Source organism: Hymenobacter sp., from assembly GCF_031398885.1.
Lineage (GTDB): Bacteria > Bacteroidota > Bacteroidia > Cytophagales > Hymenobacteraceae > Hymenobacter.
In genome coordinates, this window is record NZ_JANNOD010000065.1 from 52,239 (window position 1) to 67,742 (window position 15,504).

Sequence of the window (15,504 nt, forward strand, 5' to 3'; positions counted from 1 at the left end):
TTAGTAGTCGGCCACAGTGCCCACCACCAGCTGCCCGAGGGCGGTGGCCAGTTGGGCGTCGTTGGGGGCCACGCCGTGCCACTTGTGGCCTTCCATCATGAAGTCGACGCCGTAGCCCATGCGGGTGTCCATGATGAACACGACGGGCCGGCCCTGGCCTGTGGCGGCCTGGGCTTCGTCCAGGGCCGGCAGCAGCGTGGCGAAGTCATTGCCGTTGGCTTGCAGCACGTGCCAGCCGAAGGCTTCGAACTTGGCGCGCAGGTCGCCGAGGCCGCCGATGTCGGCCGTGGCGCCGTCAATCTGCTGGCCGTTGTGGTCGACGACGGCAATGAGGTTGTCGATTTTGTGGTGGGCGGCGTACATGATGGCCTCCCAGTTCTGGCCCTCTTCCAGCTCGCCGTCGCCCATGAGCACGAACACGCGGCGGTCGTCGCCGTTGAGTTTTTTGGCCTGGGCGGCACCGCAGGCCACGCTCAGGCCCTGGCCCAGCGAGCCCGAGGCGATGCGGATGCCCGGCAGGCCCTCGTGGGTGGTGGGGTGGCCCTGCAGCCGCGAGTTGAGCTTGCGGAACGTGGCCAGCTCGCTCACCGGGAAGTAGCCGGAGCGGGCCAGCACCGAATAGATAGTGGCCGAAATGTGCCCGTTGGACAGAAAAAACAGGTCCTCCCCCACCCCGTCCATGCTGAAGCTGGGGTTGTGCTTCATCACCTTGAAATACAGGGCCACCAGCAAATCGGTGCAGCCGAGCGAGCCGCCGGGATGGCCCGAGTTCACGGCGTGCACCATGCGCACGATGTCGCGCCGCACTTGAGCGGCAATTTGTTGGAGTTCAGCGGTGGCAATCTCGGCGGTTTGGGGCATGGTGGTCGGGGTGAACATTGACGAAGCAAAGGTAGAGGGACGCTGCGCTTAATGAGGAATGAAGAATGAGGAATGAGGAATTTCGGACCCAACGGCCAATTCCTCATTCTTCATTCTTCATTCCTCATTAAGCACAGCGTTACAGCAGCTGCGCGGCGTGCTCCTTGGTGTCGACCTTCTTGATGACCTTTTCAATTACCCCGTTCTCGTCAATCAAAAACGTGGTGCGCACGGTGCCCATGTAGGTTTTGCCGTAGTTTTTCTTTTCCTGCCACACGCCGTAGGCTTGCACGATTTGCTTCTCGGCATCGACCAGCAGCGGAAAGGGCAGGTCATATTTGAGGGCAAATTTCTGGTGGGCCGCCGCGCCGTCGGTGCTCACACCGATGACCTTGATGTTGCGGGCAGTCAGTTCCTCTTGGTGGTCGCGCAGGTTGCAGGCCTGGGCGGTGCAGCCGGGGGTGTCGTCTTTGGGGTAGAAGTAGAGGGCGACTTTCTGGCCCCGCAGGTCCTTCAAAGCAATGATGTTACCGTCCTGGTCGGGAGCGGAGAAATCGGGAGCGGGTTGGCCGGGTTCGGGGAGCATTTTATGGTGATGAGGTGATGGAGGAATGAGGCAATGAGGTGATGAGGCAATGAGGCAGTGGTGAGGCAAAGAAACGGCAAACCCTTTTCCTCATCACCGCCTCGCTTCATCACCACCTCACCGCCTCACCTCATCACTCAGCTACAGGCTCAGCGGTATTACCCGTTCGTTGCCGACCTGGTCGGTGAGGCGCAGCTCGGCGGGGCCGCGCAGCTTGGGGCCCAGGGTGTCGCCGGCCACGGTGAAGAGCGTGGCGTTCTTGTGCTCGAAGCGCAGCAGCCGGAACCGGCCGCCGATGAGCAGCCGGTAGCTGGCCAGGCCCGATAGGTCGTCGCCGACGCGGAACAGCAGCTGCCCGCCGGGCCGCCCGAGCAGGCTGCCCTTGGGCGCGATGGTGTCGGTGAGGAGGCGGTAGGAGGCAAACTGCCGGATGGGCGCCGTAATCTGCCCCTTCTCGTCCCACTTGCCGCCCACGTAGGCCTTGCCGCCTTTCGGCGTGGCCGCGTAGATGGCGGTGCGCGCCGGGTCGGCGGGCGGGGCAGCGGGCTTGAGGGTGAGCAGGGCCGATTTGTATAGGGGCTGGAGGGGACTGCCCACCGTCCAGAAGCCACTACCGGTGGGCTCGGGCTTGTGAGACGTACTCAGGTAAATGTTGTCGAACAGCGTTTCGACCCCGAACACCAGGTTGAGGTGGGCCGTGGAGTAGCTGGTTTCTTTGCCCGCCGGGATGAGCACCTGGCGGTCAAACTTCTTGGCAATGGCCCCGAACCGCAGCGAATCGGGCAGGCCAGCGCGCAGGTCGTAGAGGTACACGTTTTCCCCGTTCTGGGTGTAGCTGGGGCGGATTTCCAGCCGGCGGCGGCCACGCAGCAGCACCAGGTTGGCGGCCACCGAGTCGAGGCCGGGGTCCGTGGCCACGGCCTTGAGCAGGTTGCGCGTCACGTCGAAGCGCAGGGCCGGCTTTTTGGCCGTGGCCGAGCGGGTGTTGAAGTACCCCGGCTGTTCGCCGCGGATGACCAAGCGCACCGGCGTCTGGTTGCCGTAGGAATCGGCCAGGGTGATGTCGACGCCGTAGATTTTGCCGGGCTCCACCACCAGGCGGCCTTTGCTGGGGCCCGTGGTGTACAACTGCAGGTCGTTGCCCTCGTCCACCCACAGCTTCTGCAGGGTGCGGCCCTGGGTGTGCTGGTAGAAGAAGTCCAGAAAGTTGGCCACCTGCCGCGAGCCCGTCGGAAAAGGCACCGCGTCGATGACGTGCTGGTAGAAGGGCTGCCCGTTCACGGCCACCGTCACGCGCTGGATGCCGTTGCGGTTCCAGGCGTTGTCGAACCGGTCGAAGCCCTGCACCAACAGCCCCACCGGCCCGAAGGCGCTGATGGTGTCGGCCCAGGTGGTGGCCACGCCGGGCCCGGGCGGCACCTTGGGCGCAAACACGGCCTTGGCAAACACGTGGTTCACCCGCGACTCGATACTGAGTGGTTCCAGCGCGAACGCCTGCAGCGTAGGCGCCACGTGGTCCCGCACTTCGGCAAAGCCGCCCCACTGCAGCGGGTTGTACTGCCGGTCCTGGGCGTCGCGCACTTCCCAGTGCAGGTGCGGGCCCGCCGAGCCGCCGGTGTTGCCCGACAGCGCCACCACTTCGCCGCGCTTCACCGGAAACCGGTCCTTCTCGAAGTGAGCCTCCAGCTCGTAGCTCTCCTGCGCATACTGGCGGCGGCGCAGCTCCGCCGCCACGGGCCCCCGAAAGTCGTTGAGGTGGCCGTACACGGTGGTCAGGCCGTTGGGGTGGGTGATGTAGAGCACGTTGCCGTAGCCGAACGACGACTGCTTGAGGCGCGAGATGTAGCCATCGGCGGCGGCGTACACGGGCTTGTTCACCCCGCCCCCGGTCTTGATGTCGAGCCCGCCGTGGAAGTGGTTCGGCCGCAGCTCCCCCATGCTCCCGGCTAAGAAGCCCGGCTGGCCCGGCGCGACGGGAAACAGGAAATACCCGTTGGGCACCACCGGCCTGCCACCGCTCAGCACCTCGCTCATCGAGCGGCCCCGCTCCGCAGTATCGGCCTCCTGCCCGCCCACCCGCCATGCCAGCAACACGAATAAAACACCCGACAGCCCCCGTATACTCAACTTATTCTTTCGCACAATTACCTTTTTTTACTCAGCCCGTCGTGCTTCGCCGCGCGCCGGGCTGTTTGCAAGCATTCGTTGTTTCAGCCTACCGCACGCCCAAGTCGAGCAGCTTCTCCCCTTCCAAAAAGCCCGCCAGCTGGTCGCCTGCCCGCACCGGGCCCACGCCAGCGGGCGTACCGGTGAATATCAGGTCCCCCATTTTGAGGGAAATGTACTGCGACACGAAGCTGATGATGCCGGCGAACGAGTGCAGCATCAGGCCCGAGTTGCCGGTCTGGCGGGTTTCGCCGTTCACTTCCAGGTGAAAGCTGATGTTGGCAAGGTCGGCGAAGTCGGCCACCGGCTTGAACGTGGGCGAAACGGGGGCCGAGCCGTCGAAGGCTTTGGCCAGCTCCCAGGGCAGGCCTTGCTTTTTCAGCTCACTCTGCAGGTCGCGGGCCGTGAAGTCGATGCCCAGGCCGATGGCGTCGAAGTAGCCGGGGGCAAACTGCTCGTCGATGTGGCGGCCGTTCTTGCTCACGCGCAGCACCAGCTCCAGCTCGTGGTGAATGTCCTGCGAAAATTCGGGGATGAAAAACGGCTGGCCGCGCTGCAGCAGCGCGGTTTCGGGTTTCATAAAAATGACGGGCGCCGCGGGCACCTCGTTGTGCAGCTCGGCAATGTGGGCGGCGTAGTTGCGGCCGATGCAGATGATTTTCATAAAGGAACGGAAAGGCTCAAAATTACGCCCCGGCGAGGGCTTGCGGCAACCGCCAACCGGTTTTTCTGCCCCGCCGAGCCCGTCGGGCCAACACTTACCCGGCCGGCCGCCGTATAGGCGGCAATGGCGGCCGCAGGCTTGGCCTGCCACGAGCCGCCCCGCCCGCGGCTGCGCCCGTTCAACTTCTTCTTTTCTCCATTCCATGCTCAAAAAATTCGCCCTCCTTGCCGGCCTGGCCCTCGCGGCCGCCTGCTCCACGGTGCCCATCACGGGCCGCCGCCAGCTCAGCCTCGTGAGCGACACCGAAATCAACTCCCTGGCCGCCACCCAGTACCGCGAAGTCATTGCCAAAGGCCCGCTTTCGAGCAACTTGCAGTCCGTGAACCAGGTGCGCGCCGTTGGCCGCCGCATTCAGAACGCCGTCGAAACGTACTTCCGCCAGCAAAACGCCTCCGACCAGCTGGCCGGCTACCAGTGGGAGTTCAACGTCATCCAGGACGACAAGCAGGTGAATGCCTGGTGCATGCCCGGCGGCAAGGTGGCCGTGTACACCGGCATCCTGCCCGTGACGCAGGACGAAACCGGCCTGGCCGTGGTGATGGCCCACGAAATAGCCCACGCCGTGGCCAAGCACGGCTCCGAGCGGATGAGCCAGGGCCTCGTGCAGCAATACGGCGGCCAGGCCCTGTCGCAGGTTTTGGCCAGCAACAGCGCCGCTACCCAGCAACTCGCTTTGCAGGCCTTCGGCGTGGGCTCCAGCGTGGGCTTGCTCAAGTACGGCCGTAGCCAGGAAACCGAGGCCGACCACCTGGGCCTGATTTTTATGGCCCTGGCCGGGTACAATCCCGACGGCGCCATTTCGTTCTGGCAACGCATGGACGCCCGCGCCGGGGCCGCCTCGCCCCCCGAATTCCTCTCCACGCACCCTTCCAACGGCACGCGCATCGCCGACATCCAGCGCGAGCTGCCCGAAGCCCGCAAATATTACAAGCCGCGCTAAAGCCGGAGTGGAGCAGCAAAAGCAGAATCATCGGGCTTACGCAGTTGCCCGAGCCACCGCGCGGCGCAGGTTGGCAGCAAAGGCAGCTGTTCAGGTTTTCTGAGCCGCGGCGCGGCGGTGCTGGCAGGCCCCGACGAGTGCTGCCGCGCGACGGCTTATTCGACTTAGCCACTGACAGGGCCTGTCTGTGCTTACAATAAAGCTAGTTTTTATTCGTTACTTTATATACAAAAGGTCTCTGTCTGTCTATCCCGGTATTCCGTATGAAAATCCTCCCCCGTCTTCTGGGCCTGGGCCTGTTGGGCCTGTTGGTGATGCTGCTGGCCATGGCGTGCGAGACGTCCAAGCCGACGACCAACGAGTTCGGCAGTCCCAATCGCATCAAGGGCGAGGTGATTCCCGCGCCCGAAAGCCGCAAGATTGTGCACTTCACCGACACGACCACGGAGTACACCACCCCGCGCAACGAGCTGGCGCGGGCCTTTATCCGGCAGTTCAACGACGGCACGGTCATCGACAAGGTGCAGGTGCGCAAAGCCCCCGGCAACCCCAACGAGCCCGTCAATTACTACCTCATCGGCATGGGCCTGCGCAGCGGCTCCTTCCGGGCCATGGCCCTGCCGCTCACCGGCGGCGGCGACAATACTTTTTACCTGCGCCCCAACGCCACGCGCTACACCCTCACCAGCGTGGGCTGCGCCATGTGCTTCTTCAACTTCGAGAACGGCCGCATCGTGGGCACCACCTGCGACGCCAACGCCGGCGGCAGCAGCTGCGACCTCAAAGTGGACGCCAACAATACCCTGTTTTCCGTCGCCCGATGACCACCCGCAATAAGTGGCTACTCCGCCTCGGCCTCACCGCCCTGGCCCTGCTCATCACCACCGACCGGCGCCGGCCCCCGGCACCCCCAACGCCAAAAAAACCCGCCGAGTAGCGGGCTTTTCCGTTCACAACGAAGAGACGCACCCTCAGCTATTGGTCCACGATTTCGGCCGCCAGCGCCGTCAAATCCAGTCCGTCGAACGTGCCCGACGACATGAGTAGCAGGTTGGCGTCGGCCCACGGCTGGGCCCGCAGGAAGGCTGCCAATTCCGCGCTATCGGTTATCACGCGGAGGTCGGGGCGCTGAAAGGCTTCGGCCACGGCGGCGGCGGCCAGCGGCGGCAGGCGCTTGTGGGCCAGCACGTGGGGGTTGAAGTACACCACGGCCACGTCGGGCGCGTCGAAGCAGTGCGCGTACTGCGGCAGAAACGCCGGGTTGAGGCTGCTGAAGGTATGCAGCTCCAGGCAGGCCACTAAGCGGCGCTTGGGAAATTGCTTTTTCAGGGCCGTGGCCGTGGCTTTGAGCTTGCTGGGGGCGTGGGCGAAATCCTTGTACACCACCGAGGTGGCGCTTTCCCGCACCAGCTCCAGGCGCCGCGCCGCGCCGGGAAACGAGGCCACGGCCCGGAAGAAGTCCTTGCCCTTGATGCCGAGCTGCTTGCAGACTTCCTTGGCCGCCGAAATATTGCGCAGGTTGTGCTCGCCAAACACCTGCACGGGCACTTCCTCGTCCTTCTTGTTGAGCAGAAATGTGCGGCCGTCGCGAATGACGTGCTCGTGCGGGCCGTAGCCCACGTAGGTCACGTCGGGGTTGGTGGGCACGGCCACGAGCTGGGTCTGCTCGTCGTCGCGGTCGTAGATGAGCACGCCGGCCTTGGGCGTCAGGTCGGCGAAGATGCGGAACTGCTCGCGGTAGTTTTCCTCGGTCGGAAACACGTTGATGTGGTCCCAGCTGATGCCCGAAATCACGCCGATGTGGTGCTGGTAGAGGTGGAATTTGGGCCGCCGGTCCACCGGCGAGGCCAGGTACTCGTCGCCCTCGATGATGATGATGGGGGCATCGTCGGTGAGCTGCACCATTAAATCGAACCCCGCCAGCTGGGCGCCCACGGCGTAGTCGAACTTGCGGCCGTGGTAGCGCAGCACGTGCAGAATGCAGGCCGTGATGCTGGTTTTGCCGTGCGAGCCGCCGATGACGATGCGCTGCTTGTCGCGGCTGGCCTCGTAGATGTACTCGGGGAAGGAGTAGATTTTCAGGCCCAGCGCCTGGGCCCGGAGCAGCTCGGGGTTGTCGGGGCGGGCGTGCATGCCCACAATCACGGCGTCGAGGGCGGGCGTGATGCGCTCGGCGTTCCAGCCTTCCTGGGCGGGCAGCAGGCCGGCGGCGGCCAGGCGGCCCTTGGCGGGCTCAAATATTTTGTCGTCGGAACCCGTGACGCGGGCGCCGCGCCGGTGCAGGGCCAGCGCGAGGTTGTGCATGATGCTGCCCCCCACGGCAATGAGGTGAATGGCTTCTCCCTGGGTTGCTGGTTGCTCGTCGCTGGTTGCTCGTTCCAAAGTTGCTGGTTGTCAGTTATCAGTTGTCGGTTGTCAGGGGCCCGTTATCCGTTGCTGGCTTTTATCGAGCTCCAGCGCCAATGACTAACAACTGACAACCAACAACTGACAACAAAAAGCAAGAGCCGCGAAAGTACAAACTCCCGGCCGCCGGGCCCATTCCATAGCCAAAAGAATCGAATTTACCACCCTGTCTTTTCCCCGGCCCAGGGATTAGCTTTGTAATTACCCCGGGCGGCCCGGTTTTGCGCCGTTCATCGCCCGTCCCTCTTTCGTTGCCCCAATACCCCCTGACCCCATGCAAGACCGAATGGACGACCGCCTGAAGCAATCCGCCGCCCGAGCCAAAGCGGCCCTGGCGAGCCGCGGGGCTTCCGGCCTCGCGCCCTTCAACGGCGGCAACGCCGGCAAGCTGCCGCCCCAGGCCCCCGAGCTGGAAATGGCCGTGCTCGGCGCCCTGATGCTGGAAAAAGACGCCCTCACGGCGGTCATCGACCTGCTCAAGCCCGAAAGCTTCTACAAGGCCTCGCACAAGCTCATCTACGAAGCCATCATCCGGCTGTTCGACAAGTCCGAGCCCATCGACCAGCTCACGGTGGTGCACGAGCTGCGCGAGATGGGCGCCCTCGAAGCGGCCGGCGGGCCGTTCTACGTAGCCAACCTCACGCTCAAAGTCAACTCGGCGGCCAACGTGGAGTACCACGCCCGCATCATCACCGAATCGGCCATCAAGCGCGAACTGATTCGTATTTCGAGCGACATCCTGCGCGACGCCTACGAGGACACCACCGATGTGTTCAAGCTGCTCGACGACACCGAGTCGTCGCTGTTCGAGGTGTCGGAATCGAACATCCGCAAGAACTTCGACGACATGCGCAGCCTCATGGGCAAGGCCATCAAGGAGCTCGAAGAAAAGAAAAACCAGAAGGACGGCCTCACCGGCGTGCCCACCGGCTTCACGGCCCTGGACCGCGTCACGAGCGGCTGGCAACCCTCTGACTTAGTTATTATTGCGGCTAGGCCGGGCATGGGCAAAACAGCCTTCGTGGTGTCTGCCATGCGCAACGCGGCGGTGGAGTTCAAGCGGCCGGTGGCCATTTTCTCGCTGGAAATGTCGTCGCTGCAACTCGTCAACCGCCTGATTTCGGCCGAGGCGGAGCTGGACTCGGATAAAATCAAGAAGGGCACGCTGGCCGACCACGAGTGGCAGCAGCTCAACCACAAGATTACCGACCTCTCAGCCGCCCCGATTTACATCGACGACACACCCGCGCTGAGCATTCGGGAGCTGCGCACCAAGTGCCGCCGCCTGCGCTCGCAGAAGGACGTGCAGCTCATCATCGTGGACTACCTGCAGCTGATGAGCGGCAACACCGACGGCCGCGGCGGCAACCGCGAGCAGGAAATTGCCAGCATCTCGCGGGCCCTCAAAGGCATAGCCAAGGAGCTGAACGTGCCCGTGCTGGCCCTGTCGCAGCTCTCGCGCTCGGTGGAAACCCGCGGCGGCGAGAAGCGCCCGCAGCTAAGCGACCTGCGCGAATCGGGCTCCATCGAGCAGGACGCCGACATGGTCATCTTCCTCTACCGCCCCGAGTACTACGGGCTGGACCAGGACGCCGAGGGCAACTCCACGGCCGGCGTGGGCGAGGTCATCATCGCCAAGCACCGCAACGGCTCCCTCGAAACTGTGCAGCTTAAGTTCATCGGCCGCTTCACCAAGTTCGCCGACCTCGACGGTGTGAACGGCTTCGACGCCAGCGGCTACCAGCCCATGGGCCTGCCCGCCAGCAACTTCGACAGCGAGCCGAGCGGCTTCGCGCCCAACACTATCCGGCTGGGCTCCAAAATCAACGAGTCGCCGGTCGCCTTTCCCAAGGGCAACATCAACAAGCACGAAGACCCGCCGTTTTAGCGCAAGGTCCCGCGAAGTGAAAATGAGGTTTCGCAAGGCGCTTGAACGGCAACCTGGCGAAACCTATTTCTACTTCGCGGGACCTTGCGCTGATTTGTCGGCCGCGAAGGAGTTGGGCGCCGAATTAGAGTTGATGGCCAGGCGCTTGAGGCAAAAATACTGGAGGTTGTGCTTGCGGCCGGTGGAGGCCGTGAAGCCCCAGATTACCGAGGGGTTACCGTCGAAAACGGCGTTGATGAGGTCTTTTTTGCCTTCGCAGACCACGCGTCCGTCGAGGTGCACGAGGATGCGCTGGTCGGCGGGGTTCCAGCGGAAGCGGAAGCTGTGCAGGCGGTCGTCTTCCAGGTTCGGGCCGGCCGCTTGCTCCGGCCAGGGGTCGGGGTGGGCGTTGGCTCCGTTCACCAGCAGGGCCACGTGGTCGTGGGCCGGGTCGTTGCGGGTGTAGTTTTGGTAGGTGTCGAATTCGACGGCCACGGAGGGCGCAATGTTGCCGTAGCCCATGCCTTCGCCGAAGAAGCCGGCCGCCGCAAAGCCGCGCGGGTCGTTGTGCAGCACGAAGGTGATGCCGTCGGCCCCCAGGTCGTCCTTATCGCCCAAGTAGATATCAAACTCTACCTCGAAAGGATTGCGCAGGTCGAGGCGGGCGGTGCTGTAGGCAATGCCTTCGCGGTACGGCTCGTCGGGGGTGAGGCGAATGCAGTCGCCCATGGGGGCCGCATCGAGCAGGGTCACGTACTGGGCCCGGCCGGTGAGCCCTGCCAGCAGCAAGCCCAGGGTAAGCAGCGTCCTTGGCATGGCAGTGCGGGTTTACGAAACCGGGTTAGAAGATTGAAAATGTGGCGCTACGAATCAGCAACGCAACTGGGTGGCCGCTGGTTGTTGGAACAAGGTTGTGCGCCAAGAGTTAGCCGGCTGCTTTGCCTACCGCTGCTACCCTTTAAGTAGTAAGTAGTCGCGCTCAAGTGAGCACAGTCAAATAAACAGAACGTCATTCCGAGCTTGCCGAGGAATCTCGCCGGGTTCATCCGCGCCGCCTGCTGGCGCGAGCGAGATTCCTCGGCAAGCTCGGAATGACGTTCTGTTTTAGTCGTTTCTGCGCGACTACTTGGTTGCTGGCGCGCGCGGCGCAACTCGGCGCTTACCCCTGCGACATACCACGAACAAGCTGCTCGCCCGCCGTACCCCGCGCTACCTTCGCCGCATGAGTGTCACGCTGCTATTGCTGTGTTTTTTCGCCTTTCTGGCCGGGTTTATTGATGCGATGGTGGGCGGCGGCGGGCTGATTCAACTGCCGGCCATGCTGCTGCTGCTGCCCGAAGTGCCGGTGCCCACGGTGCTGGGCACGAGCAAGGTATCCGGCCTGGCGGGCACGGCGGTGGCGCTGCACCGCTACCTCGGCGGCCCCAACCCCGTGCCCGTGCGCTGGCGCACGGTGGCCGTCACGGCGCTGGTGGCGGGCGCGTTTGCGCTGCTCGGGGCCCGGGCCGTGAGCGGGCTGCACAAGGAGGCCGTCCGGCCGCTGGTGCTGGGCCTGCTGGTGCTGATGGCCGCGTACACGGCCTGGCGCAAGGATTTTGGCAGCCGGCACGCCCCGCGCCTGCACGGCCGCCGCGAAATTCTGACGGGCGTGGGGCTGGGCGCGGCGCTGGGTTTTTACGACGGCTTCTTTGGGCCAGGCACGGGCAGCTTGCTGCTGTTCGCCTTCGTGGGCCTATTCGGCTACGATTTTCTGGCGGCCTCGGCCTCGGCCAAGGTGGTGAACGTGGCCACCAACGTGGTCAGCCTCGCCTATTTTATCTACTCGGGACAGGTGCTCTACCAAGTGGCCCTGCCGATGGCGGCCTGCAACATGGCGGGCTCCGCGCTGGGCGCGCGCCTGGCCCTGCGGCGCGGCACCGGCTTTGTGCGGGTGCTATTTCTGGTAGTGGTCAGCGGCTTTATCCTAAAGCTGGGTTGGGAAACGTTTGCGTGATGCACGGCCGGCGCAACGACGCCTACACGGCTTGCAATTGGCGCGGCCGCTTGCGGTTTTTACGCCGCCGGTTGAGCCACATAACGGTGCCGGTGATGGGGAACGTGGCGCCCAGCAGGCTGACCACGAAGGCCAGCAGCTTGGTGGGCCAGCCAAAAATGGCGCCCGTGTGCACCGGCTTGAACAGCCCGCGAATGCGCTGGCCCACCGGGCGCTGGGCGTAGGTCTGGCGGCTAAGCACCCGGCCGGAGTACTGGTCAAAGTACACCTCATCGGTGGCGTTTTCGGTGATGGCGCCGGGGCGCAACACCGCCACCCGGATGCTGCCGGTGGGCCCTTTGGGCAGCTGTAGCGCGTAGGATTCGGCATCGGGGGCCTGCCGGCGGGCTTGCACCAGCACGGCATCGGGCGCGAAAGGCACCGCCCCGGCGGCGGGCGCGGCTGATGCCGGCGGCTCGGGCCGCTTCAGAGGAGAATGCGTGAGCTTGTTGATGCCGGCGCCGACCCAGTCGAACGACATGCCCACGCCGGTGAGGGCCAGGACAAATAAGAGCAGGGACGCGTAAAAGCCCAGCACGATGTGGAAATCGTGGTTGAGGCGCTTCCAGCTGCTGCCCCACTTCACTTGCAGGCGGGACGCAAGGGCCTTGCGCGTGGCCGGCCACCACAGCACGAGGCCCGTGGCCAGAATAAACAGGAAAATTGACGAACTCACGCCCATCACCAACTTGCCCACGGGGCCGGCCACCAGGCCCCGGTGCAACTGCTCCACGGTGTGAAAGAAAGTCTCGCGCGGGTTTACCTCGCCCAGAATAGCGCCGGTGTAGGGGTTCAGATAAAGCCGCGGGCCGTTGTCGCCCTTGCCCTTTTCCTTGCCCCGGCCCGGGCCTTCGCCAGGCGGACCGGCGGCTTTTACAGGGCGGGGGGCGCCGCGGCGGGAGGCGCTGGTGCTGCCTTCGCTACGGGTGGGCCGGGCGGCCCCGGGGGCGTTGCCTATTTGCGCGCGGCCTTCGCCTCCGGGCTTTTTACCGCCGCCGGCCAGGCCTACTTCCACGGTGCGCGTGGGGTCGGCGTAAAGTTTAAAGCTGCTGATTTTAGCTCCGGGCTGCTTGGCGCGCACCGCGTCCGTTAGCTGGGCCAGCGACTGGCGCGGCGCGGCACCGGGCGTCACGAAGTAGCGCTCCGAGTGCCAGGACTGCTCAATTTCCTTCTCGAAGGCCAGGATGCAGCCAGTCAGGCTCACGAACACGATGACCAGCCCCGAGGCCAGGCCCAGGTAGAGGTGAATGCCGCGAACCAGGGATTTGGTCAGACTCATGAGTTTAGAGCTGGTAGCCCAGCGTGGCCGAGAACGTGCGGGGCGCGATGGGGTTCACGCTGTTGTCGTCGTGCACGTTGTAGCTCAGCTCGTTCAGCAGGTTGGCCATTTTGAAGCGCACCGAAACCCGCTCGTAGGCGTAGCCCAGCGAGGCATCGAAGAGGAAGTAATTGGGCACGGCGATGTACTTGTTCACGTCGCCGTTTGGAAAAGGCAGCCCGTCGGCGGGGTTCAGCAGGCGCGGGTTGCGGCCGGCCAGCCGGTCGCCCACGTAGTAACCGGTCACGCCGGCGGTCAGACCTTTCAGCAAGCCGCGCTCGGCAAAAACCTGGTTGAAGTTGTAGAACAAGCTCAGGTTGGCGGTGTGGGCGGGGTTGTAGCGCAGGCGGCTGCCTTCGGCAAAGAGCGTGCTGCGGGTGTAGGCGGTGTGGTTGTAGCTGTAGCCGCTGATGAACGACCAGCCCTGGTACGGGCGGCTCTGCACGTCCACTTCCACGCCCTTGCTGGTCACCTCGCCGGCCAGTTCCTGCGGGCTGGTGCTGCTGGCGGTGGCAAAGCGCGGGTCGGTGGGCAAAATACTCTGCGCCTGGTTGCTGTTCACGATGCGGTAGGCCGTCACGTTGGCCGACAACGCCCCCTGAAACAAGTCGTTCTTGACGCCCACTTCGTACTGGTCAATCAGCGAAGGCGCCAGGTTCTGGCCTTCGAGGTCAATGCCCGTGTTCGGCGCGAAAGAATTGGAGTAGGACGCGAACAGGGCCGTCGTTTTGATGGGCTGGTACACTAGGCCGAGGCGCGGCGAAAAGGCGTTGTCGTAACGGCGGGTTTCCCGCACCGTCGTCAGCAGCAGCGGGTTGCCGGCCGCGTCGAGCACGGGTTTTTTGTTGGCATCGCTCACCGGGGTGCGGTAGTTGTACACGTCGCTGGGGGTTTCCTGGTAGCTCCAGCGCACGCCGGCCAGCAGCTTCACTTTGTCGAGCAGGCTGATGAGGTCCTGGGCGTAGAAGCCGGCGCGGCGGGTGTTGCCCAGCGTGCGGGTGTTGTAGGTCAGGGCGTCGTAACCGCTCACGCTGCCCTTGGGCCGGCCCAGGGCACGGGTCGGGTCGAGGACGTTAAGCGAGTCGTAGGCCTGCGCGAAGTAGCTCAGCGCGTTGGTGCTGTACTGGTCGGCGTCGACTCCAACAAGCAGGACGTGGCCCACCCAACCGGTGCGGAACGTACCCGTGAGGTCGAGCTGGGCGAGGTAGTAGTTCTCAGCGGTTTCGGTGCGCTGCAGGTTGCGGAGCCAGTTGCCGTGGTTGCGGCCGGGCTTGATGACGTTGGCCGTGGGCCGGGCGGCGCTGCGCAGCTCGTTGTCGTAGCGCTGGAAGCCGGCCACGGTGCGCACCTGCCACACGCTGCTGAGGCGGCTGGTGAGGGTGGCCGTGGCGCTGGTTTGGGTGGTGGCGTTGCGGGCATCGGCCGTGTTCAGGAACCGGGTGCGCGAGTCCTGAATCTGGTAGTCCACGGCCCCGATGCCGTAGTCCGGGGTGCGGTGGTCGCGCAGGTGGTCGCCTTCAATCAGCAGCTCGGTTTTGGGGCTGAGGCGCAGGAGCACCGAGGGGTTGACGTACACGCGGTTGGCTTGCACGCCGTCGCGGTAGCTGTCGGCGCGCTCGTAGGTGCCATTCAGGCGGTAGGCCACTTTGTCGCTGCCGCCCACGGCGCCGTACACGTCAAACTGCGGCTTCACGAAGCCGAAGCTGCCCACGCGCAGCCCCACCGAGCCGCCCCGCTCAAACTGCGGCTTCTTGGTCACCAGGTTCAGGATGCCGCCGGCGGCCACGTTGCCGTACAGAATGGCCGCGCTGCCCTTGAGCACCTCCATGCGCTCCAAGGAGCTGACCTCCGGCATCACGCCGTTGTTGAAGCGGACGCCATTTTTGAACGTGTTGTTGCTGGTGTAGGCGAAGCCGCGGCTGGCAATTTCCTCCTGGGTGCCGCCGGTGGCGCCCATCACGTACACGCCGGCCACGTTGGCCAGCACGTCGCTCAGGCGCAGGGCCTGCTGCTGCTCCAGCACGGCGCGCTCGATGGTGATGGTGCTCTGCGGGTTGTCCAGCGGCGCAATGGCCATTTTGCCGGCGCTCACGGCGCGCTGGTTCAGGCTCTTGGCGCCGGTCACGGTCACTTCGCTCAGCTGCTGCTCGCCCGCCGCCAGGCGCACCGGCGCGGTCGCTACCGTCTGCCGGGCCACTACTTCCACGGTCACTTCCTGGGGCACACAGCCCAGGCAGGTCACCGTGAGCACCTGCCAGCCGGCCGGGGCATTCAGTTGAAAGCTACCGTCGGCGGCCGTCGCGGTACCGCGGCTCGTGCCTTTCACCGCCACCGAAACTTGCGCGGCCGGCTGGCCATTGGCCAAAGCCACGCGGCCCGTGACCGTACCATACGCCCCGTGGTGCTTCTCGTGCTGCCGGCGGGGCGCATCGGATTGAGCAAACGAAGCAGTTGGCCAAAAGCTGGCGGCGAAGAACAGGGCTGGGAGAACGGAGCGCATGAGCTTATTTAGAATCATTCAAAATACCACACAAAGGTGACGCCTATTTAGAACTGTTCCAAATAAACTTTCCTGTGAATGACATTCCGTTCAAAAACCACCAT

12 protein-coding genes are annotated in these 15,504 nt (G+C 64.4%); 4 read left to right on the top strand and 8 right to left on the bottom strand.

Annotated elements, in window-relative coordinates:
* From RMO51_RS13635 to RMO51_RS13650, 4 genes are all read right to left on the bottom strand, one after another.
* Positions 1-879 carry a transketolase gene (locus tag RMO51_RS13635; protein ID WP_310395473.1) on the bottom strand — a complete coding sequence of 293 codons (879 nt, stop codon included), beginning with the start codon at positions 877-879 and terminating at the stop codon, positions 1-3.
* 121 nt (positions 880-1,000) lie between these two features.
* Positions 1,001-1,447, bottom strand: a complete 447-nt coding sequence (bcp, locus tag RMO51_RS13640; RefSeq protein WP_310395475.1) for a thioredoxin-dependent thiol peroxidase — start codon at positions 1,445-1,447, stop codon at positions 1,001-1,003.
* A gap of 141 nt (positions 1,448-1,588) precedes the next feature.
* Positions 1,589-3,541 (bottom strand): M23 family metallopeptidase, encoded by a 1,953-nt coding sequence (locus RMO51_RS13645; protein WP_310395476.1) that lies wholly within the window; start codon positions 3,539-3,541, stop codon positions 1,589-1,591.
* 121 nt (positions 3,542-3,662) lie between these two features.
* Positions 3,663-4,277, bottom strand: a complete 615-nt coding sequence (locus tag RMO51_RS13650) for a fumarylacetoacetate hydrolase family protein (RefSeq protein WP_310395478.1) — start codon at positions 4,275-4,277, stop codon at positions 3,663-3,665.
* A 202-nt stretch (positions 4,278-4,479) separates the two neighbouring features.
* Here RMO51_RS13650 and RMO51_RS13655 point away from each other — a divergent pair, with 202 nt between their 5' ends.
* Both RMO51_RS13655 and RMO51_RS13660 read left to right on the top strand, forming a co-directional pair.
* A complete protein-coding gene (locus RMO51_RS13655) occupies positions 4,480-5,277 on the top strand; it encodes a M48 family metallopeptidase (protein WP_310395480.1) in 798 nt (265 codons plus the stop codon).
* Between the two features lie 263 nt (positions 5,278-5,540).
* Positions 5,541-6,101 (top strand): hypothetical protein, encoded by a 561-nt coding sequence (locus RMO51_RS13660; protein WP_310395482.1) that lies wholly within the window; start codon positions 5,541-5,543, stop codon positions 6,099-6,101.
* A gap of 151 nt (positions 6,102-6,252) precedes the next feature.
* On the opposite strand, the gene murC is transcribed toward RMO51_RS13660, so the two are convergent.
* Positions 6,253-7,659 carry a Mur ligase family protein gene (gene murC, locus RMO51_RS13665; RefSeq protein WP_310395484.1) on the bottom strand — a complete coding sequence of 469 codons (1,407 nt, stop codon included), beginning with the start codon at positions 7,657-7,659 and terminating at the stop codon, positions 6,253-6,255.
* A gap of 298 nt (positions 7,660-7,957) precedes the next feature.
* Between murC and dnaB the strand changes: the two genes are divergently transcribed.
* Positions 7,958-9,571, top strand: a complete 1,614-nt coding sequence (gene dnaB / locus RMO51_RS13670; RefSeq protein ID WP_310395485.1) for a replicative DNA helicase — start codon at positions 7,958-7,960, stop codon at positions 9,569-9,571.
* A gap of 69 nt (positions 9,572-9,640) precedes the next feature.
* Here dnaB and RMO51_RS13675 read toward each other — a convergent pair whose 3' ends face one another.
* On the bottom strand, positions 9,641-10,366 hold the full coding sequence (locus RMO51_RS13675) for an L-type lectin-domain containing protein (RefSeq protein ID WP_310395486.1): 726 nt from the start codon (positions 10,364-10,366) through the stop codon (positions 9,641-9,643).
* A 406-nt stretch (positions 10,367-10,772) separates the two neighbouring features.
* Here RMO51_RS13675 and RMO51_RS13680 point away from each other — a divergent pair, with 406 nt between their 5' ends.
* On the top strand, positions 10,773-11,543 hold the full coding sequence (locus tag RMO51_RS13680; protein WP_310395488.1) for a TSUP family transporter: 771 nt from the start codon (positions 10,773-10,775) through the stop codon (positions 11,541-11,543).
* 22 nt (positions 11,544-11,565) lie between these two features.
* Here RMO51_RS13680 and RMO51_RS13685 read toward each other — a convergent pair whose 3' ends face one another.
* Positions 11,566-12,861, bottom strand: a complete 1,296-nt coding sequence (locus RMO51_RS13685; protein ID WP_310395489.1) for a PepSY-associated TM helix domain-containing protein — start codon at positions 12,859-12,861, stop codon at positions 11,566-11,568.
* A 4-nt stretch (positions 12,862-12,865) separates the two neighbouring features.
* Positions 12,866-15,400, bottom strand: coding sequence for a TonB-dependent receptor (locus tag RMO51_RS13690; protein WP_310395491.1), 2,535 nt, complete (start codon positions 15,398-15,400; stop codon positions 12,866-12,868).
* Positions 15,401-15,504: the final 104 nt, after the last annotated feature.